The sequence below is a fragment of the Rhizobium albus genome, from assembly GCA_030160035.1.
Taxonomy (GTDB): Bacteria; Pseudomonadota; Alphaproteobacteria; order Rhizobiales; family Rhizobiaceae; genus Georhizobium; species Georhizobium albus.
Genome location: BSNO01000001.1, coordinates 976896 through 1001287, shown reverse-complemented (window position 1 = coordinate 1001287; position 24392 = coordinate 976896). Strand labels below are relative to the sequence as shown.

Annotated in this window: 24 protein-coding genes; 8 read left to right on the top strand and 16 right to left on the bottom strand. The window is 63.0% G+C overall.

What is annotated here, in order from left to right; translation table 11 throughout:
- Positions 1-12: 12 nt before the first annotated feature.
- Genes betB through betI form a run of 3 tightly spaced genes read right to left on the bottom strand, consistent with a single transcriptional unit; the run spans position 13 to position 3562 of the window.
- Entirely contained in the window at positions 13-1476 is a 1464-nt protein-coding gene (gene betB / locus QQL76_RS04770) for a betaine-aldehyde dehydrogenase (protein WP_126009381.1), read from the bottom strand.
- Complete coding sequence (betC, locus tag QQL76_RS04765) at positions 1476-2981, bottom strand: choline-sulfatase (protein WP_499206606.1); 1506 nt, start codon at positions 2979-2981, stop codon at positions 1476-1478. Before betC ends, betB begins: the two co-directional genes overlap by 1 nt.
- The gene (gene betI / locus QQL76_RS04760) at positions 2978-3562 is read right to left on the bottom strand and encodes a transcriptional regulator BetI (protein WP_126009374.1); all 585 of its coding nucleotides are present in this window, start codon (positions 3560-3562) and stop codon (positions 2978-2980) included. Before betI ends, betC begins: the two co-directional genes overlap by 4 nt.
- Before the next feature lie 173 nt (positions 3563-3735).
- On the opposite strand from betI, the gene choX reads away from it, so the two are divergent.
- The 3 genes from choX (at position 3736) to choV (ending at position 6710) form a co-directional block, all read left to right on the top strand.
- Positions 3736-4665 carry a type 2 periplasmic-binding domain-containing protein gene (choX, locus tag QQL76_RS04755; protein ID WP_499206605.1) on the top strand — a complete coding sequence of 310 codons (930 nt, stop codon included), beginning with the start codon at positions 3736-3738 and terminating at the stop codon, positions 4663-4665.
- A gap of 171 nt (positions 4666-4836) precedes the next feature.
- Positions 4837-5673, top strand: coding sequence for a choline ABC transporter permease subunit (gene choW / locus QQL76_RS04750; protein WP_499206604.1), 837 nt, complete (start codon positions 4837-4839; stop codon positions 5671-5673).
- Positions 5670-6710: a choline ABC transporter ATP-binding protein gene (choV, locus tag QQL76_RS04745; RefSeq protein ID WP_499206603.1), complete on the top strand. Its 1041-nt coding sequence runs from the start codon at positions 5670-5672 to the stop codon at positions 6708-6710. The genes choW and choV overlap by 4 nt, the downstream gene beginning before the upstream one ends.
- On the opposite strand, the gene phnN is transcribed toward choV, so the two are convergent.
- The 8 genes from phnN to osmF form a co-directional block, all read right to left on the bottom strand.
- Entirely contained in the window at positions 6700-7293 is a 594-nt protein-coding gene (gene phnN / locus QQL76_RS04740; RefSeq protein WP_499206602.1) for a ribose 1,5-bisphosphate phosphokinase PhnN, read from the bottom strand. The genes choV and phnN overlap by 11 nt on opposite strands.
- Complete coding sequence (locus QQL76_RS04735; protein WP_499207111.1) at positions 7293-8441, bottom strand: alpha-D-ribose 1-methylphosphonate 5-triphosphate diphosphatase; 1149 nt, start codon at positions 8439-8441, stop codon at positions 7293-7295. Before QQL76_RS04735 ends, phnN begins: the two co-directional genes overlap by 1 nt.
- Before the next feature lie 29 nt (positions 8442-8470).
- Positions 8471-9187: a DUF1045 domain-containing protein gene (locus QQL76_RS04730; RefSeq protein WP_499206601.1), complete on the bottom strand. Its 717-nt coding sequence runs from the start codon at positions 9185-9187 to the stop codon at positions 8471-8473.
- A gap of 123 nt (positions 9188-9310) precedes the next feature.
- Positions 9311-10735, bottom strand: a complete 1425-nt coding sequence (locus tag QQL76_RS04725; RefSeq protein WP_499206600.1) for a protein adenylyltransferase SelO — start codon at positions 10733-10735, stop codon at positions 9311-9313.
- A gap of 16 nt (positions 10736-10751) precedes the next feature.
- Positions 10752-11507, bottom strand: a complete 756-nt coding sequence (locus QQL76_RS04720) for an ABC transporter permease (protein ID WP_499206599.1) — start codon at positions 11505-11507, stop codon at positions 10752-10754.
- Positions 11504-12445, bottom strand: a complete 942-nt coding sequence (locus QQL76_RS04715) for an ABC transporter ATP-binding protein (protein ID WP_499206598.1) — start codon at positions 12443-12445, stop codon at positions 11504-11506. Before QQL76_RS04715 ends, QQL76_RS04720 begins: the two co-directional genes overlap by 4 nt.
- Positions 12442-13647: an ABC transporter permease gene (locus QQL76_RS04710; protein ID WP_499206597.1), complete on the bottom strand. Its 1206-nt coding sequence runs from the start codon at positions 13645-13647 to the stop codon at positions 12442-12444. The genes QQL76_RS04715 and QQL76_RS04710 overlap by 4 nt, the downstream gene beginning before the upstream one ends.
- A gap of 86 nt (positions 13648-13733) precedes the next feature.
- The gene (osmF, locus tag QQL76_RS04705; RefSeq protein ID WP_499206596.1) at positions 13734-14645 is read right to left on the bottom strand and encodes an ABC transporter substrate-binding protein; all 912 of its coding nucleotides are present in this window, start codon (positions 14643-14645) and stop codon (positions 13734-13736) included.
- A gap of 521 nt (positions 14646-15166) precedes the next feature.
- Here osmF and QQL76_RS04700 point away from each other — a divergent pair.
- Entirely contained in the window at positions 15167-15457 is a 291-nt protein-coding gene (locus tag QQL76_RS04700; protein ID WP_499206595.1) for a DUF6074 family protein, read from the top strand.
- A 60-nt stretch (positions 15458-15517) separates the two neighbouring features.
- On the opposite strand, the gene QQL76_RS04695 is transcribed toward QQL76_RS04700, so the two are convergent.
- A complete protein-coding gene (locus QQL76_RS04695; protein WP_499206594.1) occupies positions 15518-15805 on the bottom strand; it encodes a ubiquitin family protein in 288 nt (95 codons plus the stop codon).
- A 6-nt stretch (positions 15806-15811) separates the two neighbouring features.
- Positions 15812-16888, bottom strand: coding sequence for a WD40/YVTN/BNR-like repeat-containing protein (locus tag QQL76_RS04690; RefSeq protein ID WP_499206593.1), 1077 nt, complete (start codon positions 16886-16888; stop codon positions 15812-15814).
- Positions 16889-16960: 72 nt separating this feature from the next.
- On the opposite strand from QQL76_RS04690, the gene QQL76_RS04685 reads away from it, so the two are divergent.
- The 4 genes from QQL76_RS04685 (at position 16961) to QQL76_RS04670 (ending at position 20289) form a co-directional block, all read left to right on the top strand.
- Positions 16961-17383, top strand: a complete 423-nt coding sequence (locus QQL76_RS04685; protein ID WP_499206592.1) for a MarR family winged helix-turn-helix transcriptional regulator — start codon at positions 16961-16963, stop codon at positions 17381-17383.
- Positions 17384-17504: 121 nt separating this feature from the next.
- A complete protein-coding gene (gene dctP / locus QQL76_RS04680; protein WP_499206591.1) occupies positions 17505-18461 on the top strand; it encodes a type 2 periplasmic-binding domain-containing protein in 957 nt (318 codons plus the stop codon).
- Positions 18462-18470: 9 nt separating this feature from the next.
- Complete coding sequence (locus tag QQL76_RS04675) at positions 18471-18971, top strand: TRAP transporter small permease (RefSeq protein ID WP_499206590.1); 501 nt, start codon at positions 18471-18473, stop codon at positions 18969-18971.
- A gap of 1 nt (position 18972) precedes the next feature.
- Positions 18973-20289, top strand: coding sequence for a TRAP transporter large permease (locus QQL76_RS04670; protein WP_499206589.1), 1317 nt, complete (start codon positions 18973-18975; stop codon positions 20287-20289).
- Between the two features lie 293 nt (positions 20290-20582).
- Here QQL76_RS04670 and QQL76_RS04665 read toward each other — a convergent pair whose 3' ends face one another.
- The 3 genes from QQL76_RS04665 to QQL76_RS04655 are packed head-to-tail and all read right to left on the bottom strand — an operon-like array spanning position 20583 to position 24300.
- Positions 20583-22820, bottom strand: a complete 2238-nt coding sequence (locus QQL76_RS04665; RefSeq protein ID WP_499206588.1) for a xanthine dehydrogenase family protein molybdopterin-binding subunit — start codon at positions 22818-22820, stop codon at positions 20583-20585.
- Positions 22817-23791 carry an FAD binding domain-containing protein gene (locus QQL76_RS04660; RefSeq protein WP_499206587.1) on the bottom strand — a complete coding sequence of 325 codons (975 nt, stop codon included), beginning with the start codon at positions 23789-23791 and terminating at the stop codon, positions 22817-22819. The genes QQL76_RS04665 and QQL76_RS04660 overlap by 4 nt, the downstream gene beginning before the upstream one ends.
- Complete coding sequence (locus QQL76_RS04655; protein ID WP_499206586.1) at positions 23788-24300, bottom strand: (2Fe-2S)-binding protein; 513 nt, start codon at positions 24298-24300, stop codon at positions 23788-23790. Before QQL76_RS04655 ends, QQL76_RS04660 begins: the two co-directional genes overlap by 4 nt.
- Between the last annotated feature and the right edge of the window lie 92 nt (positions 24301-24392).

Genomic DNA, 24392 nt, shown 5'->3' with positions numbered 1-24392 from the left:
CGCGCGGCCCCATCAATACGGCGCGTCCTGCGGGCCGAGGCCCACATAGACGCTCTTGATCTGCGTGTAGTGTTCCAGCGCCGCGCGACCGTTCTCGCGACCGACGCCGGACATCTTCATGCCGCCGAAGGGCATTTCCACCGGTGTCAGATTGTAGGCGTTGATCCAGCAGGTGCCGGCATCGATACGGCCGATGACACGGTGGCCGCGGGTGAGATCGGCCGTGTAGACCGCGGCCGAGAGCCCGAACTCGGTGCCGTTCGCTCGCTCGACGACTTCGTCCTCGTCCTCAAAATCGAGGACGCACATGACCGGGCCGAAGATTTCCTCGCGCGCGATGGTCATGTCGTCGGTCACGTCGGCAAAAATGGTCGGCGCAATGAAGGCGCCATCATCGAGACCCTCGGGTGCCACCCTCTCACCGCCGGCGACGAGGCGCGCGCCTTCCGCCTTGCCCTTCTCGATATAGGCCTCCACCTTCTCGCGCTGGGCGTGCGAGACGAGCGGTCCCATCTGGGTCTCCTCGTTGCGTGGATCGCCAAGCACGATTGATGCGGTGCGCTCGGCAAGGCGGGTGAGGAACCGGTCCTTGATCGAACGATGAACGAAGACACGGGTGCCGTTCGAGCAGATCTGCCCGGTCGAATAGAAATTGCCGAGCATGGCGCCGCTGATGGCATTCTCGATGTCGGCGTCATCGAAGACGATGATCGGCGACTTGCCGCCCAGTTCCATCGTCACATGCTTGATGCCGGCGGCAGCGGCCGCGTAAACCTTCGAGCCGGTCGGCACCGAGCCCGTCAGCGACACTTTATCGACCGCAGGATGGGAAACGAGCTTCGCCCCGACTGCGCCGAGACCCTGGACGACGTTAAAGAGGCCCTTCGGCGCGCCGGCTTCGATGAAGATTTCGGCAATCTTCAGCGCGCAAAGCGGCGTCATCTCGGAAGGCTTGAAGATCAAGGCATTGCCGCCGGCCAGCGCCGGCGCGGCCTTCCAGCATGCGATCTGCGTTGGATAGTTCCAGGCCCCGATACCGACGCAAAGCCCGAGTGGATCGCGCCGCGTATAGGCGAAATCGCGCCCGAGCGGGATCGTCTCGCCATTGAGGGTGGCGGCGAGCCCGCCGAAGAATTCCAGGCAATCGGCCCCCGAGGACGCATCGGCGACAATCGTTTCCTGGATCGGCTTGCCCGTATCCAGCGTCTCCAGTTCCGACAATTCGCGATTGCGCGAGCGGATGATGTCGGCGGCGCGGCGCAGTACGCGTCCGCGCTCGGCGGGCGCAAGTGCCGCCCATTCCTTCTGGGCCCGACGACCCGACGCGACCGCTTCCTCGATGATCCCATCGGTCGCGGCGTGGAGCTTCGCGATCACCTCGCAGGTTGCAGAGAAGACATTTTCGAAAACCTCACCTGCCGTATCCTCGACATAGCGTCCGTCAACGAAATGGGATGCTTGGGGCTGGGCACGCATTATTCACCTCGGGGAAAGCGGTTGTCGTGTTCGACGACGTTCAGGTCCATGTGGTTGCGCATGTAGCGCTCGGATGCCTTGCGCAGCGGCTGGTAATCCCAAGGATAGTAGCTGCCGTTGCGCAGCGCCTCGTAGACCACCCAGCGCCGCGCCTGGCTTTGGCGGACGGCCGCATCGAATGCGGCCATGTCCCATTTGGCGGCAACGACCCCGGCAAGCCACGCGGTCGTCTCCGCATGGGCGGGATCGGCAGCCAGATTGCTGAGCTCGTGCGGGTCGTTCGAAAGGTCGTAAAGCTGCGGCGGATCGACCTCGCAGTGAACATATTTCCACTGCCCATCGCGGATCGCGACCAGAGGCGCGATCGACGCTTCCGCCGCATACTCCATCGGCACGGGGCTGGAACGCCTGGTCTGGCCGGCAACCGGCACGAGGCTTTCGCCATCGGTCCATGGCATGATGTCGTCGAGCGAAATCCCGGCAAGCTCGGCGAGTGTCGGCGTAACGTCAAGCGTGGAAACAGGTTCTTCGATCAGGCCAGCGTTGAGACCGGGCGCCGCGATCATCAGCGGTACGCGCGCAGAACCCTCGAAGAAGTTCATCTTGTACCAGAGCCCACGCTCGCCGAGCATGTCGCCATGGTCCGACAGGAACACGACGATCGCTTGCTGCCGCGTCGCCTCAAGCGCATCGAGCAGTGCCCCGATCTTCTCGTCGAGATAGGAGATATTGGCGAAATAGGCCTGCCGCGAGCGGGCGATGTCTGCCTCGGTGATCGTATAGGAGCGCCAGTCATTGGCATCGAAGATCCGCTTGGAATGTGGATCGTGCGCCTCGTAGGGCATGGCCGGCACGTCCGGCTGCAGATGCTGGCAGTCCTCGTAGAGATCGAAGAAGCGCTTGCGCGCCACATAGGGGTCATGCGGGTGCGTGAAGCTGACGGTCAGATGCCAGGGGCGATCATCCTTGCCCCTGGCGAGATCATAGATCTTAGCCAGCGCGTGATGGGCAACCTCGTCGTCATATTCGAGCTGGTTGGTGATTTCGGCAACGCCGGCACCCGTGACCGACGCCATGTTGTGGTACCACCAGTCGATCCGCTCGCCGGGTTTGCGGTAGTCGGGCGTCCAGCCGAAATCGGCCGGATAGATATCCGTCGTCAGCCGCTCCTCGAAGCCGTGCAACTGATCAGGCCCGACGAAGTGCATCTTGCCTGAAAGACACGTCTGGTAGCCGGCGCGGCGCAGATGATGCGCAAATGTGGGGATGTCGGAGGCGAACTCGGCTGCATTGTCGTAGACGCGGGTGCGGCTCGGCAACTGCCCGGACATGAAACTTGCCCGCCCGGGTGCGCAGAGCGGCGAAGCCGTGTAGGCATTGCGAAAGCGTGCGGAGCGCGCGGCAAGCCGCTTCAGGTTCGGTGCGTGAAGCCAGTCCGCCGGCCCGTCCGGAAAGAGCGTGCCGTTCAGCTGGTCGACCATGATGGTAAGAATGTTCGGCCTCATCGGGCACGCTCCGCGATCAGCAGGTTGTCGATGAAGGTCTCCACCAGGCGGATGGCATCCTTGGGTGATGCGGGACCAGGCCTCAGCGACTGGCGAATGTAGAGACCATCAATCAGCGCGCCGATCATTTCGGCCGTGTCTTCAGGGCGTTGGCTGAGTTGCCTCAGCGAATGCAGGAGATTGCTCCGCAGGCGACGGGTATAGACGTTCAGGAGCGTGTAGGCCTCGGAAGACTTCCGGGTCTCCGCATAGAAGGCGAGCCAGGTCGCAACCGTCGCATCGCTGAACTGTTCGACGCCGAAGCTCGCTTCGACGATTGCGCTCAGCCTTTCGCGCGGGGTCTGCCCCGCCCGCATACGCCTCTTGGCGATCGCGTTGAACTCCCTGAGGAGGTGCCGCATCGTCTCGATCAGGATCTGCTGCTTATTGCCGAAATAATGGTGTGCGAGCGCGGCAGAGACGCCTGCTCGCTTGGCGATCTGGCCGACCGTGACGTCGAGGCCGCCTTTCGCCCCGATTTCGGCGATGGCCGCATCGATCAATGCGCGCCGCCGGATCGGCTCCATTCCCAGTTTCGGCATCACCAACTCCAAAAAAATGCAAAAAGCACTTGCATTCCGGGGCTAATTTATTTTGATTGATGCGTCAATCAAGAAAAATTCGCCGCTTCTAGCTGGGGCGGCGGAATGCTAACGTCCATGGCTCGCGCTGTCGAAGCGCTTGATGCAATTCCAGAAAAAGGGAACAGATATCTATGGCACGCCACGCGAAAATCGCAGGAGCCCTGCTCGTCTCGACCGTACTCGCCGGGCCGGCATTGGCGCAGGATGCCTGCTCCTCGCTGACCTTCTCCGATGTGGGCTGGACGGACATTACCGCCACCACAGCCGCCACCACGCTCGTTCTCGAAGCGCTGGGTTATGAGACCCGCACGAACATCCTGTCCGTCCCCGTCACGTTCCAATCGATCGCCGATGGCGACACCGACATCTTCCTCGGCAACTGGATGCCCGCACAGGAAGGCGCCATCCGTCCCTACCTCGACGAAGGCACGATCGAGGAAGTGGCCACCAATCTCGAGGGCACGCAGTACACGCTCGCTGTTCCGAAATACACCTATGACAAGGGCCTGACGACCTTTGAAGACATTGCGGAATTCCGCGACGAGCTCGACGGCCGGATCTACGGCATCGAACCCGGCAACGAAGGCAATGGCTACATCATCAGCCTGATCGAAAACGACACCTTCGGTCTTGGCGAGTTCGAGGTCGTGGAAAGCTCCGAGCAAGCGATGCTTGCCCAGGTCGGCCGCGCCGTGAACTCCGAAGACGACGTCGTCTTCCTCGGCTGGGCCCCGCACCCGATGAACAGCAACATCGAGATGGAATACCTGACGGGCGGCGAGGAATGGTTCGGCGATGTCGGCACCGTCCACACCGTCACGCGCACCGGTCTCGCAGAGGAATGCCCGAACATCGGAACCTTCCTCTCCAACCTCAAATTCACGCTCGAGATGGAAAACGAAATCATGGGCGCCATCCTTGACGATGGCGAGGATGCCCGTGCTGCCGCGCAGGAGTGGCTGACGGCAAATCCGGATACGCTCGACGCATGGCTCGATGGCGTTACGACCATCGATGGCGAAGAAGGTCTCGCGGCCGTTCGCGCCGAACTCGGCCTCTGATAGCGCATATCCCGCCGGGCGATCCCCAAGGCTCGCCCGGCGGATACCTGTTTCACAAGACGTTGCGCGGCTGGGGGGTGAGGGCCAGCCGCCGCGACGGGATGGATCGGCGAATGCCGTGGGCCGACTTTGCCGCTCAAGTCATTGTCGGCAGGATTGGGGACAATCTCGATGGAATGGATAGCCGACAACAAGATCCCGGTGGGGCGCACGGCAAGCGACGTCGTCGACTGGCTGACACGCAACGCGTCATGGGTCTTCGACTTGATCGCCGGCATCATGGAAAGCATCATCGACAGCGTGCTCTGGGTGCTTCAGACGCCTCATCCGCTGGTGATGGTGCTGATCTTCACGGCACTCGCCTATGTGCTGCAGCGCTCGTGGAAGGTGGCCGCTCTGACGTTCGTCGGCTTCCTGTTCGTCATCAACCAGGGCTATTGGCGTGAGACGACCGAAACGCTGACGCTGGTTCTCTCCGCCTGCGCGCTCTGCATGGGCCTCGGCGTCCCGATCGGCATCGCATGCGCCCACCGGCCGAAGCTCTACGCCTGGGTCCGGCCGATCCTCGACCTCATGCAGACCTTGCCGACCTTCGTGTATCTGATTCCGGCGATTGTCTTTTTCGGCATCGGCATGGTGCCGGGCCTCATCGCGACGGCAATCTTCGTCATCCCGGCACCGATCCGCCTCACCCATCTCGGCATCTCGTCGACACCCCCGGCGCTGATCGAGGCTGGGCGTGCCTTCGGGGCAACGTCGCGCCAGATGCTCTGGAAGATCGAGCTTCCCTATGCCCTTCCCCAGATCATGGCCGGCCTGACCCAGACGATCATGCTGTCGCTGTCGATGGTCGTCATCGCGGCCCTCGTAGGCGCAAGCGGTCTTGGCGTTCCGGTCGTACGCGCGCTGAACTCGGTCAACACGGGCCTCGGTTTCGAATCCGGGCTCGTCATCGTCGTGGTCGCCATCATCCTCGACCGCATCTTCCGCCGGGAGAACGAGGTATGAGCCGAGAGCCGATGATCCGCTTCGAAGACGTCTGCATCGTCTTCGGTGACAATCCCAAGATCGCCCTGCCCCTGATGGACAAGGGCATGAAACGGAGCGAGATCCAGCAGCAGACCGATCAGGTTTTGGGCGTCCACAACTGCTCGCTGGAAGTCGGCGAAGGCGAGATCGCGGTGCTGATGGGCCTGTCCGGGTCGGGCAAATCCACTCTGCTTCGCGCCGTCAACGGCCTCAACAAGGTCGCGCGCGGTTCCGTGATGGTCGAAACCGGCACGGGCATGGTCGATGTCGCGAAGGCGGACCGCAAGACGCTGCGACAGGTGCGCACCGAGCGCGTGTCCATGGTGTTCCAGCAATTCGGGCTTCTGCCCTGGCGCACGGTTGCCGAAAACGTCGGCTTCGGCCTGGAGTTATCGGGCATACCGGCAAGCGAACGCAAGGAGCGCGTCGCGGCTCAGCTCGACACGGTCGGCCTCACCGACTGGGCGGACCGCAAGGTTCACGAGCTTTCCGGCGGCATGCAGCAGCGCGTCGGCCTCGCCCGCGCTTTTGCCACGGGCGCGCCGATCCTGCTGATGGACGAGCCCTTCTCCGCACTCGATCCGCTGATTCGCACGAAGCTGCAGGACGAACTGATCGAGTTGCAGCAACGCATGAAGTGTACGATCCTCTTCGTCAGCCACGACCTTGAAGAAGCTGTGAAGATCGGCGACAAGATCGCCATCATGGAAGGCGGGCGCATCATCCAGGCGGGAAAGCCGGAGGACATCGTGCTGCGTCCGGCCAATGATTATGTCGAGGAATTCGTCGCCCATCTCAATCCGCTCGGCGTACTCTGCGCGGAGGACGTCATGCGTCCCGGTCAGGCAGGCGCCAAGGAAGCGATCGGTGGATCCGTCAAGCGCCGCACGCCGGTCAAGGACATGCTCAGTACGCTGGCCAACCACTATCCGAGTTCGCTCGCGGTGGTGGAAAATGGCGGCATCGTTGGCGTTGTCAGCCCGGCCGACATCCTGAACGCACTCGTCAAGCGATAGCGTGATTTCTCGCCGACACCTGCTCGATGAGGCGCACGAAGGCACGGCCGGCGATTTCCGGGGCGCCATTGTTGTCGATGATCGTCAGGTCCGGCGTGTCGAGCGCGAACCGCTCCGCACGCTGAAGCCGCGCCGCGATCTCGGCCTCGCTTTCGCGGCCACGGGCAGCAATGCGTGCCGCCAGCACATCCGCAGCGACAGCCAGCGTCACCGGCACGAGCGTCGGATAGCGCCGCCGCAGATCGGGCAGCGTCGCGCGCGACCCGTTGGCGATGGCTATGCCGCCTGAAGCAAGATGCGCGTCCATCGAACGTGGCAGCCCGTAGCGCAACCCATGTGCCTGCCATGTGAAGGCAAAGGCACCCGCCTTGTCGGCGGCCAGGAAGGCATCTTCGTCGAGCGTATCGTGGTCCTCGGCCTGCACGGCGGCATCTCGCGTCACCACCCGTCGCACGAACAGAACATCGTCTCGTGCGCCAAGTGCCTCGCGCGCGAAATCGATGATCGTATCCTTGCCAGATCCGCTCGGGCCGAGCACGACGATCAGCGTACCCGCATGTTCTCTGGCCGGTCTCTCCGCCATCAGATGACGCGGCGTCCCTGACGCCACACGGTTCGAACGATCGGCAATTGATCGAGATTGCGAACACGGAGCAGATCGGCGCGCTTTCCGACGGCGACGATGCCGCGGTCGTCCATTCCAACGGTGCGTGCCGGCGTGGATGTGACGAGCGCGACAGCCTGCGGCAGCGAAATCGCGTCGACATCGTCAGCCAGCTTGAACACCGCCTGTAAGAGGCTCGACGGCACGTAATCGGAGGACAGAACGTCGAGGATGCCGGCTTCCGCGAGATCCTTGGCGGCGATATTGCCGGAATGCGATCCGCCGCGCACCACGTTCGGCGCACCCATCAGCACGCTCATGCCGGCTTCGTGCGACGCGCGTGCGGCTTCCTTCGACGTCGGGAATTCTGCAAGGCCGACGCCATCGGCAATCGCCTCATCGACATGGTCGAGCGTCGCATCGTCGTGGCTTGCGAGCGTCACGCCGGCGCCGCGGCAGTGCTCGGCGATCGCGCGGCGATGCGGGGCCGAATAACGGGCCGACTGCTCCTGGCGCTTGGCGACGAACACCTCAAACTGTTCGTCCGTCAGTCCGCGCTTCGTCTTGTAGTAAAGCGTGTACTGATCCATCGTCTGGAACTGCCGCTGGCCGGGCGCGTGGTCCATCAGCGAAGCGAGCCGCACGCGGTCGTCGCTGCGGAACTTATCGAAGGCGTCGAGCACATCGGCCGCCGAAACCTCGCATCTGAGATGCAGGAAGTGGTCCGAGCGCAGCCGATCCTCGCGCTGCGCCTGCTCGATCGCATCGGCCAGCTCACGCATTTCGCCTGGCTTGAAGCCACCGTCCTCGTCGGACCCCATGCGCAGGCAATCGAACACTGTGGTGATGCCCGACGCGGCGATCTGCGCGTCATGCGCCTGCACAGCGGCAATCGCATTCCAGCGCACGCCCGGTCGCGGGCCGTAGTGGCCCTCGAGGTGGTCGGTGTGAAGCTCGATGAGGCCCGGCATCAGATAGTCGCCCTCGAGATCGTCTCCGGGAGCCGATGTCGTTCCCTCGCCGATCTCTGCGATCATCCCGTCACGAATGACGAGATGGCCCTCGACCACCCGATCGGCCAGAACCAGCATCGCATTCTTCAAGATCGTCTCGGTCACCGTGCTCATCCGTATCTGCAAGTTCTTGTCGTGAAGTGTCATTGTGCGGCTGCCCGTCGCGCCACCTTGAACGATCCGAGTGGATGCAGCGAATCCACCGAGAACGCTGCGCCTGTTTCCGGCTCCACGAAGAGTGCCAGATTGCTGACGGAGACAGGCTTGTCCAGGAAGAGTGCAAACACCTGATGCAGCGCCGCCCCGACCCGGTCTGCATCGCCGGCATCGACAGGCCCCGTCAGCGTCATGTGGAAGCGGAATTCCTCGAAGACATAAGGGTAGCCGAAGCTGTCCAGATACGCCACCTGCCGTTCCGACAACCGATCGACCTTGCGCCTCGCCCGATCGGCCTCGCTCACTGGCGCATGGTACCGGTTGAAGCGGCGAACGACGGCATCGGCGAAGCCCTGGAGAGCGGGCGACGGCGCGCTCGGCGTCAAGGCGAAGAACGGGCCGAGCCGCTCGATGCGGAGCGGCGGCAGTTCGAATGGCTCGAGTTCGCCGCAAAAATGCATGATCTCCGACAACAGATCCGCCTTCGTCAGCCCATCCGCCAGAGCAAAGGGTGCCTTGATGGTGGCGTGGAAACCGTATCGGCGCGGCGCTTCGGTGATCGCAGCGATCTCATCGATGCCGAGGCCTGTATCGTCCGGATGCTCGAACGCTGCGCCCGAAAACGCGTTCCGGCCGAGCCAGCGCGATGCGGTGCGCTGCAGCGCGTCGCTCATCGGCGGCGTGAAATAGAGCGCATAGCGCATGGTGAATCAGTCTCCGAAAGAGGTCTTCGTTGACGAGAGGCCGAGGCTATGACCGATAACCATGACAGATTGACGAAAGGAAGAACGGAAAACGACATCCTCCCAAATGATGTCCCGGGCTTCCTAGCGAGCGAGTTCCTTCAGCCTGTAGGCATCGCGCAGATCGGCCATTTGATCCAGCGCTTCGTGGAAATCGCTCCAGTCGTCATCGGTATCGATACCGGACCAAATGCGCTCGACATCGTCGATCAGCACAGTCACCGGCGAGAGCGCGGCGAGCGACGGATGCGCGAGATCGATATCGGCGCGGGTCTGGTAACGGTCGATGAGTGCGCGGGTCTGAGCGAAAGTCTCGCCCGTATATTCGGCCGCCACCGGGCTTCGGCCAGCACGATCCGGCACGCCGCCGAACCAGTCGAAGAAGGCCTGCTCGAACGGCATGGCGCTTGCGGCGAGAAACTTCCAGAAGCTTTCCGCGAGCTCTCGGTCGGTAGCGGCATCGAGCGGCTCGAGACCGAGGCGCGCGACGATCTGCCGATCGAAGGCTGAGCGGTAGTGATCCGGAAATGCGCGCACGATCGGCTCGACATCTTCCAGCGGCGCGAGCGGCAGCAGGCATTCCGCCAGCCGCGCGAGGTTCCAAAAAAGCGTCTCGGGCTGACGCCCGAAGGCATAGAGGCCCGTCTGATCGAAATAGGCGGCGGTGAAAGACGGGTCGAGAACCGGCAGGAAGCGCCAGGGGCCGTAATCGAAGCTCTCGCCCGTGATGTTGATGTTGTCGGTGTTCAGAACGCCATGCACGAAGCCAGCCGCCATCCACTGCGCCCCGGTGCGCGCCACGTTCCGACAGACCCGGTCCAGGAACGCGAGCGCCGTGTCTTTCGTATCGGCGCGGGCGCAATCGGGCATGTAGTTGGCAACCGCATGGTGCAGCAGCGCCTCGACACAGTCGGGCTGCTCCAGATAGGCGAAGCGTTGAAAAGTCCCGATGCGGATGTGGGAATGGCTGAGCCGCACCAGAACCGATGAGCGTGTCGGCGAAGGCTCGTCACCCCGCATCAATTCTTCGCCGGTCTCAACGAGGCTGAAGGAACGCGACGTGTTGACGCCGAGCGCTTCCAACATTGTGGTCGCCAGAACCTCCCGCACGCCGCCTTTTAATGTGAGGCGGCCATCGCCTTGGCGCGACCATGGCGTCTGGCCGGATCCTTTCGTGCCGAGATCGAGCAGCCGGTCGTCCCGGTCCAGAAGCTGGCCGAAAAGAAACCCGCGGCCATCGCCGAGGTCTGGATTGTACTGGCGGAATTGGTGGCCGTGATAGCGCAGCGCCAGCGGCTCCGGCAGATTGTCCGGAAGCGGCTCGAAACGCCCAAAATGACTCACCCATTCCACACCGCTTAATCCGGACAACCCGACCTCGGCAGCGGCGTCTCGGTTTCGGTATCGCAGCGTCGTCGATGGAAAGTCAGCGGCTTCGACCGGGTCGAAGAAGTCACGGCCAAGCGCCTGGTGGCGCGGTGCGGCGCGGTAGGTCGGGTCAATCGGCATCGAAAAACTTTCGGGTTCAGGTAGCAGTCGCTGGACGTCCAAGCCTGCGAGCGGCCTTTCGTTCCAAGGCACTGAGCGCGTCATAGGACAGAACGGCGATGATGGCGACGATCACGCCACCCTGCAGCACGAACGCGGTGTTGCTGGAAAGCAGCCCGGCGATGATCACTTCGCCTAGGGTTGGGGCGGCAACCGTGGAGCCGATCGTCGCCGTTCCGAGCGAAATCACGAAGGCGAGCCGCACGCCTGCAAGAATGACCGGGAAGGCCAGCGGAAGTTCAACGCGCGTGAGCCGCTGCCAGCCGGTCATGCCCATGCCGCGCGCGGCCTCCCGCACGCTTGAAGGCAACGTCGTCAGACCCGTTAGCGCGTTCTCGAAGACCGGCAGAAGCGCATAGAGAAACAGCGCGATCAGAGTCGGCTTTGTCCCGAAACCAACGATCGGCACCGCGAGCGCCAGCACGGCGACGGGCGGAAATGTCTGGCCGATATTGGCGATCGATCGCGAGAGCGGCAGGAATTCGCGGCCGAAGTCGCGGGTGACGACCACGGCAAGCGCGACGGAAAGCACTGTAGCGGCCAGGGTCGCGGCGATCGTGATGCCGATATGGCTGAGCGTCAGCGAAAGCAGGCTGCCCTGGTTGTAGATGGCCGGTGAGCGCGGCCCTGCCAGCGGTCGCAAAAGCGGCTCGAAGAGTGACGGCGCGAACAGGAAGGCGAGCAACAGAACTAACGCGACGAGCCGCGCCACCATGGCAACCGTCAGTTTCATGCCGGGCGCGCTGCCAGACGGGAGATGGCAGCAAGGCGCACCTGACCGATGGCGGCGCCCGATGCATCGACGACAGGCAGCGCCTCCCTGCCCTGCCACAGCATGTTGGCATACGCCTCGCGAAGCGACGTCGAGGGCTGGACGGGTTCACCACCGTCTGCCCCACCCGGCTCCATCACGTCGTCGACCTTGCGCAGCGACAGAAGCCGGAACGGTCGATCCGCCGTGCCGACCAGATTGTCGACGAAGTCGGTTGCCGGCTTCACCAGCAGCGTCGCCGGGTCGGCATATTGCACGACCTTGCCTTCGGCCATTACCGCGATCCGGTCGCCGAGCCGCATGGCTTCATCCATGTCGTGCGTGACGAGCAACACAGTGACACCCGTCTTGCGCTGAATGTCCAGCAGATCGTCCTGCGCCTTCGCACGAATGATTGGATCGAGGGCGCCGAAGGGTTCGTCCATCAGCAGGACGTCGGGTTCGGCAGCAAGCGCACGGGCGACGCCGACGCGCTGCTGTTCGCCCCCGGACAATTGAACTGGATGGCGGTCGCGATAGTGCTGCGGTTCCAGCTGAAACAGAGACAAGAGCTCATCGACCCGCGCGTCGATGCGTGCACGGTCCCACCCTGCAAGATGCGGGACGGTCGCGATATTCTCCGCCACCGTCCGGTGCGGGAAAAGGCCATGACCCTGGATCGCATAGCCGATCTTACGCCGCAGCTGGTAGGCCGGCATGTCGCGCGTGTCTTGACCGTTGATCAGGATGCGGCCTTCACTTGGCTCGACCAACCGGTTCACCATGCGCAACAGCGTCGTCTTGCCGGAGCCCGACGTGCCGACGATGACCGCGACCTGGCCCTTGTCGACCCTCAGGCTCACATCGTCGACGACGGTGTTGTCGCCGTAACGCTTGGTCACATTTTCGATCTCGATCATCGAGCAGTCTCCTTGAGCCCGGCAGGCCGGACCATGTCGATGAGGGCGTCGAGCAGCACGGCCGCCGCCAGAGCCAGAGCCACCGTCGGCAGCGCACCGAGCAGGACAAGATCCATCGCCGTCTGCCCCACGCCCTGGAATACGAACACGCCGAACCCGCCACCGCCGATCAGCGCGGCGATCGTCGCAAGCCCGATATTCTGGACGAGCACGATGCGGATGCCGGTCAGGATCACCGGAAAGGCGAGCGGCAGCTTGATCCGGAAGAGCCGCTGGCGTTCCGTCATGCCCATCCCCGCTGCAGCTTCCGTGACGGCGGGCGAGACGCCTGCGAGCCCGACTACCGTGTTCGCCACCACGGGCAGCAGCGAATAGAAGAACAGCGCAATGAAGGCAGGCGCCGCGCCGATGCCGCTGATGCCGATGTCGCGCAGCACCGGCACCGCGTTCGATAGCCAGGACAAGGGCGCGATCAGAAGCCCGAAAAGCGCGATCGACGGCACCGTCTGCAGGATGTTCAGCACGCCAAGCACCGGGCCCCGCACAGCCTTGACCTCATGGCAGAGAATGCCGAGCGGGACGCCGACGAGCGCCGCGACACCCAGCGAGCCGAGCGCCAGGAACAGATGCCGTTCCGCTTCGCGGCCGAAGCTTGCTGCGCGGTTCTGATATTCGCGCATGACCGAAAGATCGTCCCACAATCCACTGCCAAGGCAGATCGCCAGTGCCGCACCAGCAAGAACGACCAGCAGAATGCGCTGGATCGGCGGGAGCTTCAGCCGGGCCAGCGCATCCATAGCAAGCAAGCCGAACAGCGCGAACAAGAGCCAGAAGCCCGATGCGGGTGAAACACGTGCAACGGTGTCGCCCTCTTCCACCAGCCCCGAAGCCGCGGCGCCGACGCAGACTGCCAGCAACGCGATGCCCGCAAGACTGGCTGAAAGCCTTAGCCATACGGGCGAGCGTACGATTGCGATGAGAGCGATGGCGATGGACACCAGAACGAGCCCATAGGCCCACGCACCGGGAAGCGCCGCGGCGATGCCGAGACCTTCGCCGAGAACGATGCGGTTGGCAGCAAAGGTGACAAACGGCGCGAAGAAAAGGACCAGACTGACCCCGGCCGCAATCAGGATGCCGAGCTTGTCCAATCGGACCCATCCCGACGTCTCTTCATCCAATACAAGTGCCGATGCGGTCATTGCGCCTCGCAATTCTTTCCAGCTGCCGCGACGGCAGACCGCATCTTCATGTCATCCAGACGCAACGGCAGAAACCGCCCCGTCGATCAATCCAGAAAGCCGTTCGATGTCAGATAGTCTTCGGCAACGGCGCTTGCCGCCTCACCACCGACCTGCACGCGTCCGTTCAGCTGCTGGAGGGCTTCAAGCGAAAGCGACTCGAACACCGGCGTCAGCACCTCTTCGATTTGTGGATTGGCCTCGAGAACTTCCTCGCGGATGATCGGCGCAGGATTGTAGACGGGCTGAACGCTCTGGTCGTCTTCCAGAACGACAAGACCGGAAGGCGCAATGCCGCCGTCCGTGCCGTAGACCATCGCTGCATTGGCCCCGTTGGTCTCGCGTGCCGCGGCCTGGATGGTCGCGGCCGTATCACCGCCCGAAAGTGTGATCAGCTGGTCGCCGGTCAGTTCAAACCCGTAGACCTCTTGGAATGACGGAAGCCCGGCTTCGGAATTGACGAACTCGGCGGATGCGGCGAGCACGGCTTCACCGCCACCATTCACCCACGCCGCAAAGTCGCTCATCGATGCGAGGTTGTTCTCGGTCGCCACATCCTCGCGGATCGCGATCGCCCAAGTGTTGTTGGCAGGGGCAGGCGTCAGCCAGACGATCTGGTTTGCCTCGTAATCGAGCGACTTGGCTTCCTCGAAACCCGCATCGGCGTCGCGCCAGATTTCATCGTCCGCGCGGTCGAAGAAGAACGCAGCGTTGCCGGTGTATTCCGGATAGATGTCGATCTCGCCTGCGGTAATCGCCTCGCGCACGACGGGTGTGCCACCGAGTTGCAGGCGGTCTTCCGTTTCGATCCCGGCATGCTCAAGAACCTGAATGATCATGTTGCCGAGGACGCCGCCCTCGGTATCGATCTTCGATGAGACGACGACCTGTGCATGGGCGGTACCCATGAGGAGCGTCGCCCCGAGAAGGCTGGCGGTGACGAGTGCGAGACGGGTCATGAGCGGCTCCTGTAGCGTGGATTTCGGCCCAGCGATGCGTGGCGATTTGAGGTGCGATCGGCCGGCTGTCTTCGGCACCGGAACAAACGCTCGAAGCGCCATTATGTTGCGGAAGCTTCAGCACGTTCAAGGCGCCTGCCACTTTTTTGCCGCATGCGCCTCACGCGACTAGCGCCATCGGTTTGTTTCTGCTGCCTGCGATCTGGTGCCTCACGCTGATCAACCGTCAGCCAGAGTGCATCGGCAGTGGCGCGCAGAAATTCATCTTTCGTCAATATCTCCAGCCCTCTAGCGGCGTTTGCTCATAACGGCTCGCTAACCATCCGTAAACTTCCCCACGTCAGCATCATCGACAAGCGGAATGCGATTCGCAGCCGCTCGGTGCTGGATCGTGCGGGTCAAGAAGTGGGCACGCATCCGGCAGGAATGGCATGGGCAGTTCAGCGTTTTGAGGAATGCGAAGCGGCTCCTTGTGTTGGGTATGCCTCGGCATGATTGTCGGGCGTTTTGGGGCGATGACGATGACGACGATGACGGATGAGAGCAATGCGGGCGGCTTTGGTGAACTCGCACTGTTCCCGCTGACGAGCCAGGCGCGCCGCGTGCGAGAAGCCGCAGCGCAACTGCTCAAGCGGCGCACGACCGCAGCGGCCAACCGCTACCGCCAGGAACTCGCGGGCGGGATCTTCAACGAGCTGTCAGCGCTGGGCTTCAGCGAAGAGCAGCAGGACGAGGCCGTCGGCGCGTTTCTCACCGAGGTCGAGCGCGAACTCGCCGAAATCCACTATCAGCGCATCCGGCTTTTAGTGTGAAGCGTTTCCAGGTGAAGTGGATACCGGTTCACCGATCGGAAAGGTGACCGATCTGCGACCCTAGCCACCGCTGATCGCGGTGATCACGAACACCTCGTCATGATGAGACAGCGGCGTGTCGAGCGTCGCCCGCTCCCCATCCACGAAAACGTTCATGTGTTTTCGGATCGCAGGGCGGCTGTCTCTGATCCGGTCACCCATTCCAGGGAACTGCTGATCGAGCGCATCGATCATCTCGCCGACGCATTGCGCTTGGACGATGAACTCGCGCGGCGCACCGGGGAAGAGATCGGCAAGAACGGCGGCGATCTTCACCGTGACGACCGGGCGTGCCGCTGACGCATCCATGGCCGATCACGCGACCATGGTTTCGACGGAGACGACCGGCGGGAGGTTTTGCGCAATCAGCGTCCAACCGTCACCCTCATTGGCGCTGCCATAGATCGCGCCCGAAGCCGCGCCGAAATAGACACCTGCCGGCGAAAGACTGTCGGTCGAAAGCGCCTGACGGAGCACGTTGAAGTACACGTCCTGCTGCGGCAACCCATCACGCAGATCGGCCCATGTCTTCCCGCCATCGCGCGTGCGCCATACGGCGGCCTTTGCGTCCGGCATGTAGCGTCCCTTGGTATCGCCATTGAGCGGCACCATGAACACCGTATCCGGATCCCGCGGATGCGCAGCTGCCGGAAATCCGAAACTCGACGGGAGGCCATCCTCGATGCTCTGCCAGGTCTTTCCGGCGTCGTCGCTGCGATACATGCCGCAATGGTTCTGCTGATAGAGCCGCCCGTTGCCGCCGGCTGCCCGCACGAGGTTGTGCACGCACTGACCGACTTCGGGATAACGCTGGTCCTCGGGCATATAGTCGGCGCGCGTACCCTTGTTGCGCGGCTCCCAGGTCTGGCCGCCATCAGCCGAATGGAAAACGCCTGCCGAAGAGATGCCCACATGGATCGATTGCGGGTCGTCCGGATCGACAAGCAGGGAATGGAGGATCAAGCCAGCGCCGCCGGGCATCCAGTGCTCGCGGCTCCGATGGTTGCGCAGCCCGTCCAGATGGACCCAGCTCTCACCGCCATCGGTGCTTTTGAACAATCCGGCAGGTTCCACGCCTGCATAAATGGCATCAGGCGCCACGCAGAGGCTCCAGACGGCCTTCACCGGATCCTGCCCCTCCGCATAGGCCAATCCTTTGCTTGAATGCGTCCAGCTCTTGCCGCCATCCGTCGATTTCCAGACCGCCGGGCCGAACCACTCATTGCCGCCGGCGGCATAGATCGTGCCGGTCTTGGGATCGCCGACGACATGGTTCGTCGGCCAGGTTTCGCAATGCGGCCCCGACATCTCCCAGATGCGCCGGTCCTCGTTGCTTTTCAGGATGAAGGCACCTTTGCGGGTGCCGATCAGCAGATTGATGGATTGTGTCACGACGAGCCTCCCAACTGCGCTGGACATTTACGTTGATATCAACATTATATCGTCATGTCAAAATCGGGTGATTTGCCGTTCTCAACCACCATCGAAGTGCGCGACCGCTGCCTGTGCCTGCGGGTGCAGCGTGCGGCGCGCCGTCTGGCCCGCCGCTTCGACGAGGCGTTGCGCCCGTTCGGCCTCACCCATGGCCAGTTCTCCATCCTGATGGCGCTGAACCGACCGGCCCCGCCGACGATCGGGCAGCTCGCGGATTTCCTGGCGATGGACCGCACCACGCTGACGGCCAATCTGAAGCCGCTGCATCGGCGCCAGCTTGTCACGCTCACCGTCGACAAGGCCGACAAGCGCAGCAGGCTGCCGTCACTGACCGACGACGCGAGAGCTTTGCTGGCAGAGGCGGCTCCCATCTGGCGCGCGACCCACGACGATCTGGATGCCGGCCTTACCGACCCCGCCGAACTGCGCGAGCGCCTGGCCGAGATCGCCTGATCAGCGCCGTGTCGCCTTGACCGTGCTTTGGCTTCTGACTATCGATACATGCAAATGGATATTTCCTGGCTGGGAGAGGTTTGGCATCTGCCAAGCTTGCCGGGATCAAGGGAGGACGATCATGAAGAAGCTCACGCTTATCGCATCCGCATGCCTTTTGCTGACGGGCCCCGCGCTTGCGCAGGAAACGACCTTGCGCGCCGTTTCCGGCTTCGCGACCGGAACTGCCTTCTCCCGTCCCTATGAGGCTTTGGTCCAGTGGATCAACGAGAACGGCAAAGGCGTGCTTCAGATCCAGAGCGTCGGCGGGCCCGAATCCATACCTCCGTTCGAAGTCGGAAATGCCGTGTCGTCCGGCGTCGTCGATATGGCGAACGTGACGGCGGCCTTCTACACCAATGTGCTGCCGGAAGGTGATGCGCTGAAGCTTGCCCAGACGACGATCCAGCAGCAGCGCGAAAATGGCTGCTACGAGGCTGTCGATACGCTTCATCAGGAGAAGATGAACGTCAAATATCTCGGCCGCACCGGCGATGGCGTGAACTTCCACCTGTATCTGACGAAGCCGATCGAGAGCGCAGACCTCAGCGGCCTCACCATCCGCACGACGCCCGTCTACCAGGCCATGTTCGAGGCGCTTGGCGCCACGCCCGTAACCACTGCTCCCGGCGATGTCTATACGGCGCTGGAGCGCGGCACCATCGACGGCTATGGCTGGCCGATCCAGGGCGTGCTGGACCTTGGTTGGGACGAGCAGACCAACTACCGCGTCGACCCAGGCTTCTATCAGGTCGACGTCGAAATCCTCGTCAATCTTGACAAATGGGAAAGCCTGACCGACGAGCAGCGCGCGCTGCTCGAGGAAGGCATGGCGTGGCTTGAGGAGCAGAACGCCAACAATGCCGAGCTGAACGAAAAGGAACGCGCAGCGCAAGCGGAAGCTGGCATCGAGACCATCGAACTCAGCGAGGAAGCCTCGGCCAAATGGCTCCAGGCCGCGCAGGATGCCGGCTGGGAAAGCGCAGTGGCCGTCAATCCGGAGTTCGCCGAAACGCTGCAGGGCTGTTTCCAGGAATAAGCTGCGTTCATGCGCCCGCTTGCCCGCCTGCAAGACGCGGCGATCCACGCTTTCGCCGTGTTGGCGGGGATCGTCTTCGTCCTGATCACGCTCATCCTCGTCCTCAATGTCGGCCTGCGCTTTTTCGCAGGCAAGAACGTCTACGGCATGATCGATGCGATCGAGATGGGCTTGATGGCGGCGACCTTTCTCGGAGCGCCGTGGGTCCTTCGCAAGAATGCCCACGTGTCCGTCGACATCGTGCTGTCCGGCCTTTCCCCGGCGCGGCGACGGCTCGTTGATCGGCTGACATCGCTTCTCGGCGCCCTGTTGTCGGCCTTGTTCACCTGGGCGACGTTCAGCGCCTTGATGATCGCGCTGTCACGCGGATCGATGATGCGTGGCGTCCTCGTCATTCCCGAGTGGATACCGCTTCTGGCACCCTTTATCGGCGGACTTCTCCTGACGCTGGAATTTCTGAGACGCGCAGCGGTCGGCCCTGAAACCGAAGCGCATCAGGCGGGCCTTTGATATGGATTGGGCACTCACTCTGTCGCTGATGCTCGGCGCGCTTATTCTGCTGCTCGCCACGGGCCTGCCGGTCGCGTTTGCTTTCATCGCCGTCAACGTCGTCGGCGCCTATTTCATCCTGGGCGGCGAAAACGGCCTGATCCAGATGGCGCGAAACGCCTTCCAGTCGGTCGCGAACTATTCCCTCGCACCGATCCCGCTCTTCATCCTGATGGGAGAAATCCTGTTCCAGTCGCGCGTCGCGCACCGGGCGATTGATGCGGTGGAGCGGCTCGTCACGCGCATTCCGGGACGTCTTGCAGTCGTCACCGTATTCGGCGGCACGATCTTCGCCGCCCTCTCTGGCTCGACCATCGCCAATACGGCCATGCTCGGCTCGACGCTGATGCCGAGCATGCTGAAGAAGGGTTACCATCCGACGCTGGCGATGGGCCCGATCATGGCATCCGGTGCCATTGCGATGCTTATCCCGCCCTCTGCCTTGGCAGTTCTTCTGGGCAGCCTTGCCGGCATTTCGATTTCGCAGATCCTCGTCGCCGGGATCATTCCCGCGCTCATCCTGTCGGCGGCGTTTGTCGTCCTGATCGTGGTGTCGGCCTTGATGCGACCCGATCTGGCACCGTCGGAAGATCTGCCGCGGATGACGATGTGGGAGCGCTGGCGGCCGTTTTGCGTCTACGTTCTGCCGCTGTCGGGCATCTTCGCAACCGTCATCGGCAGCCTCATCGTCGGCATCGCATCTCCAACCGACGCTGCCGCGCTCGGATGCCTCGCCGCCGTGGTCGCGAGCCTTGCCTACCGATCGTTGACGTGGGCAAATCTGGTCGAAGCCGTAATGGAAACCGTCAAGCTCACCGTGATGATCATGTTCATCATCGCGGCCAGCCAGACCTTCAGCCAGATCCTATCGTTCAGCGGGGCGACCAGCGGGCTCATCGGCCTGATCAATGGTTGGGAACTGACGTCGATACAGGTCCTGATCGGGATGATCCTGCTCCTGCTCTTCCTCGGCTGCTTCATCGATCAGGTGAGCATGCTGATGATCACGATCCCGATCTTCATTCCGCTCGCCAACTCGGTCGGGATCGACCTGCTCGTGCTGGGCGTCATCTATCTCCTGACGATGGAGATCGCGCTTCTGACTCCGCCCTTCGGCCTTTTGCTCTTTGTCATGCAGGGCGTCGTCCCTTCATCGATCACGATGAAGCACATCTATGTGGCAGTGACACCCTTCGTCATGATCAAGCTGGTCGTGCTGGCGTTGATCGTCGCCATTCCGGAACTCGGCACCTGGCTGCCCGGTCTTCTGGCGCGCTAGCCTACCAGCGATCTAGCCTGCGATCCCACAGCTGGTCCGGTCGCTGCACATCCGGATCGGGCATTGGGATGTCCGAGGCAACGGCTTGAGACGGCACGATCAAATCGCCGTCGCCGATCAGGACACGCGGCTCCAGAGAACCTTGGGCCGGGGTCGCTTGAAGGTCTGTGTCAAGAGTTGGACTGGTCATTTTGCTTGCACCTCGTTTGCGCGGTGATCGGCAAAACAACACCAAGGTCCGGGCAATTGTTCCGCCCCACCGAAACCGGCGGAGCGGAACACCTCGAGTGAGCCTAGAGGGCCGGAAGATGGTCGAGCACATCCTCCAGATGGATCGGGAATTTCCGGGTGCGATAGCCAGTCGCCGCATAGATGGCGTTGGCGATCGCCGGCCCAGTTCCGCAGATGCCCAGTTCGCCGATGCCCTTGCTGCCGAGCGGATTGGAGTTCTGGTCGAACGTATCGAGCATCTTCACCTCAAGCCGCGGGACGTCACGGTTGACGGCGATGTGGTACTCGGCGAGGTCGCGGTTCATGAACGACCCGAACCGCATGTCCATCAGGCTTTCTTCCATCAGCGCAGCGCCGAGCCCGAAGATCATGCCACCCATCAACTGCGAGCGCGCGGTCTTCTCGTTCAGAATGCGGCCCGCATCAAATGCGCCAGACAGGCGACGAACCCGGATTTCGCCGGTATCGGCGTTGACCGACACTTCCGCGAACACGCCGCCATACGAATATTGCGCGAGGTCTTCATGCGCCTTGCCGGGCTCGACTTGCCCTTTGCCCTTGAAGCTGTCGCCGCCAATGGCATCCAGTATGGCTCCAAGCGCAAGGCTGCGTCCGGCAACGACGGCATTGCCGTTTTCGATCCGCAGATCGCCTGAATTGACGCCGGCCCAATCGCCGTCGAGCCGCGCCGCGCGGTCGATGATCGTGTCGCGAATCGATGCGCACGCCTTGGAGACCGCCGTGCCCGTGCTGCCGGCACCGAACGAGCCGCCCGATCCGCATGTCTTCGGGTAGTCGGTATCGCCCAGTCTTACCGCAATCGCGTTCGGATCGAGACCGAGCGTTTCGGCAGCGATCTGCGTCAGGATGGTGTAGGTGCCTGTGCCGATATCCGTCATGTCGAGTTCGACGGTGAGGCGCCCATCCCGATAGAGTTCTGCTGCAGCCTCCGCCGGCTGCATCATGTTTGGCCGGATCGCTGCGGCAAGCCCACGCCCGATCAGAAGCCGCCCTTGGCGCAAGGCGCCAGGCTCCACAGGACCGGTCTCCCAGCCAAAGAGTTCGGCACCTTCACGCAGGCAGCGCGCGAGCGTACGGCTGGAAAATTCCTTGCCGGATGCGGGCTCCTGCTTCGGCTCGTTCTGGAGGCGAAATTCGAGCGGGTCGATTCCGCACTGAACGGCCAGCTCGTCGATGGCGCTTTCATAGGTGAGCGTACCGATTGCCTCGCCCGGCGCGCGCATGGAGTCCACATGAGGAATGTTCGCCGCAACCACGCGGTGGCGGATTTTCATCGCATCGGCAGCGTAGCTTGCCATGGTGGGTGAAGCGGCCGCCTCGGCGAACGGGTAATCCCGCGACATGGCGCCGAGGGTTTCATGGGCGACGCTCAACAGTTTGCCATCGGCCGATGCACCCAGGCGAATGCGCTGGCGATGGTTGGTGCGGTGCGGGCCGTTCGAGAACACATGGCGGCGCGTCTGCGCGATCCGCACCGGCCGCTGAAGCTTGCGGGCTGCAAGTGCGGCAAGCACGCCTTCGCTATGCACGCCGAGCTTCGAGCCGAAGCCGCCACCGACGAAAGGCGTGACGATGCGCACATTGGCCGGATCGATCTTGAGCGTGTTGGCGAACGCCTTGCGCGCCGACGACAGGATCTGCACCGCGATGTGGACGGTCAGCTTGTCGCCGTCCCATTCCGCCACGGTCGCATGGGGCTCCATCGCCGCGGCATGCTGCGCGGCGGTGTGGAAAGTGGCGTCGAGCGTCTCGGCACTTTCGGCGAAGACGGCATCGAAATCGCCCTTGTCGACGTCAGCTTCCTCGGCACCATCGAGGCTGTCGGGCGCAAAAGCATCGTCTTCATGCTCGAATGCGTCGAAGACGCTGTCATCGGCCTGATACGTGACCTTGATCAGCCCTGCCGCGTAGCGCGCCTGTTCGAGCGTGTCGGCGACGATGAAGGCGACGGGTGCTCCGTAATAGCGCACCTCGTCATTCTGAAGGACGGCATGCGACATGCCGAACCGGCCGGCATCCGCATTGTCGCCGAAGGGAGCCTGCTCCGGCGCGTTCTGGTGCGTCATCACCAGGTGCACCCCATCGGCCGCTTCTGCCTCCGCGGTCTCGATCTGCGAAACCTTGCCGCTGCCAATCGTCGCCTCGACGATGAAGCCGATCGCAGCCTGCTGATCGCCGCGATAGTCGGCCGCGTAGGTCGCCGCACCTGTCACTTTTGCCGGGCCGTCGACGCGATCGAGCGGCTGTCCGATCCATTTGGTGGTCGGTTGATCGTTCATGCCGAGTGCTCCTTAGACAGGTCCGTGACATCGCGCAGTGCTGTAATAATGAGGCGGCGCACGATAGGAATCTTGAAATCATTGTCGCCGCGCCCGACGGCATCCTGAAGTTCGGCGTCCGCAGCCTGTGCGAAGACGCTGGCATCGACAAAAGCCCCTTCCAGCGCGCGTTCGGCTTTTTCCGCACGCCACGGCTTGTGCGCGACGCCGCCAAGCGCGATGCGCACGTTCTTCATCACATTGTCCTCCATATCCAGGGCAACGGCGATCGAGACGACGGCGAAGGCGTAAGACGCGCGGTCCCTCACCTTGCGATAGAGCTGACGGGCGGGCGGGTTGGCGGGCAACCGCACTTCCACGATCAGTTCACCGTCATCCAGCACATGGTCGCGTTCGGGCGCATCGCCCGGAAGCCGCAGCAGATCGGTGGCCGGTATCGTCCGCCCCTCGCCGTCCGCCTTGATCGTGCGCACTTCCGCATCGAGTGCCGCCATGGCGACCGCCATGTCGGACGGATGCACGGCGATGCAATGCTCGCTCGCGCCGAGGATTGCGTGGAAGCGGTTGTGGCCTTCAAGCGCATCGCAGCCGCTGCCGGGCTCGCGCTTGTTGCAGGCACGCGCAGTATCATAGAAGTAGTGGCACCGTGTCCGCTGCAGGAAATTGCCGCCGGTCGTCGCCTTGTTGCGCAGCTGCTGTGTCGCGCCCGACAGAAGTGCGGTCGAAAGCAGCGAATAGCGCTGACGGATAAGCGGATCCGCCGAAAGCGCCGCATTGGTGACGCTCGCGCCGATGACGATCGCGCCATCGCTTTCCCGGATGTCACCGGGCAGGCGCGACACGTCGACGAGGCGCTCCGGCCGCTCGATCTCAAGTTTCATCAGGTCGACGAGATTGGTGCCGCCACCGAGATAACGGACACCGGCCGAGGCGGACGCCTTTTCGGCACGTTCGAAGGAAAACGGGGTCATCGGACAGCCTCCCCGCCTTGCGCAGCCGCTTCGACGATGGCGTCCACGATGTTGTTGTACGCGCCGCAGCGGCAGAGATTGCCGCTCATTCGCTCGCGGATTTCCTCTTCGCTCAAGATGATTTCGCCGTTGCTGACGACGCTCGGCTCGCCGGCCTCGATCTCCTTCAGGAGTGCCGTCGCCGAACAGAGCTGTCCCGGCGTGCAGTAGCCGCATTGGAAAGCGTCATGGGTGACAAACGCGCGCTGCAGAGGCGACAGCGCCTCACCGTCTGCAAGCCCTTCCACCGTCACGACGTCGTCGCCTTCATGACTGGCTACGAGCGACAGGCAGGAATTGATGCGCCGGCCATTGACGATGACGGTGCAAGCGCCGCACTGGCCCTGGTCGCACCCCTTCTTTGTCCCGGTCAGGTTGAGGTTCTCGCGAAGCGCGTCGAGAAGCGTGGTGCGAATATCCGCATTCACGGTCTCGCGGCGCCCGTTGATCGTGAGCTGGGTCGAGTGCATGGGAGTCCTTGTCGATTGAGGCTCGCATCCGCGCGAATGGCGGATCTGAGACCTAAACCGAACATCTTCGCCGAGGTTCCAGCGACGGTGCT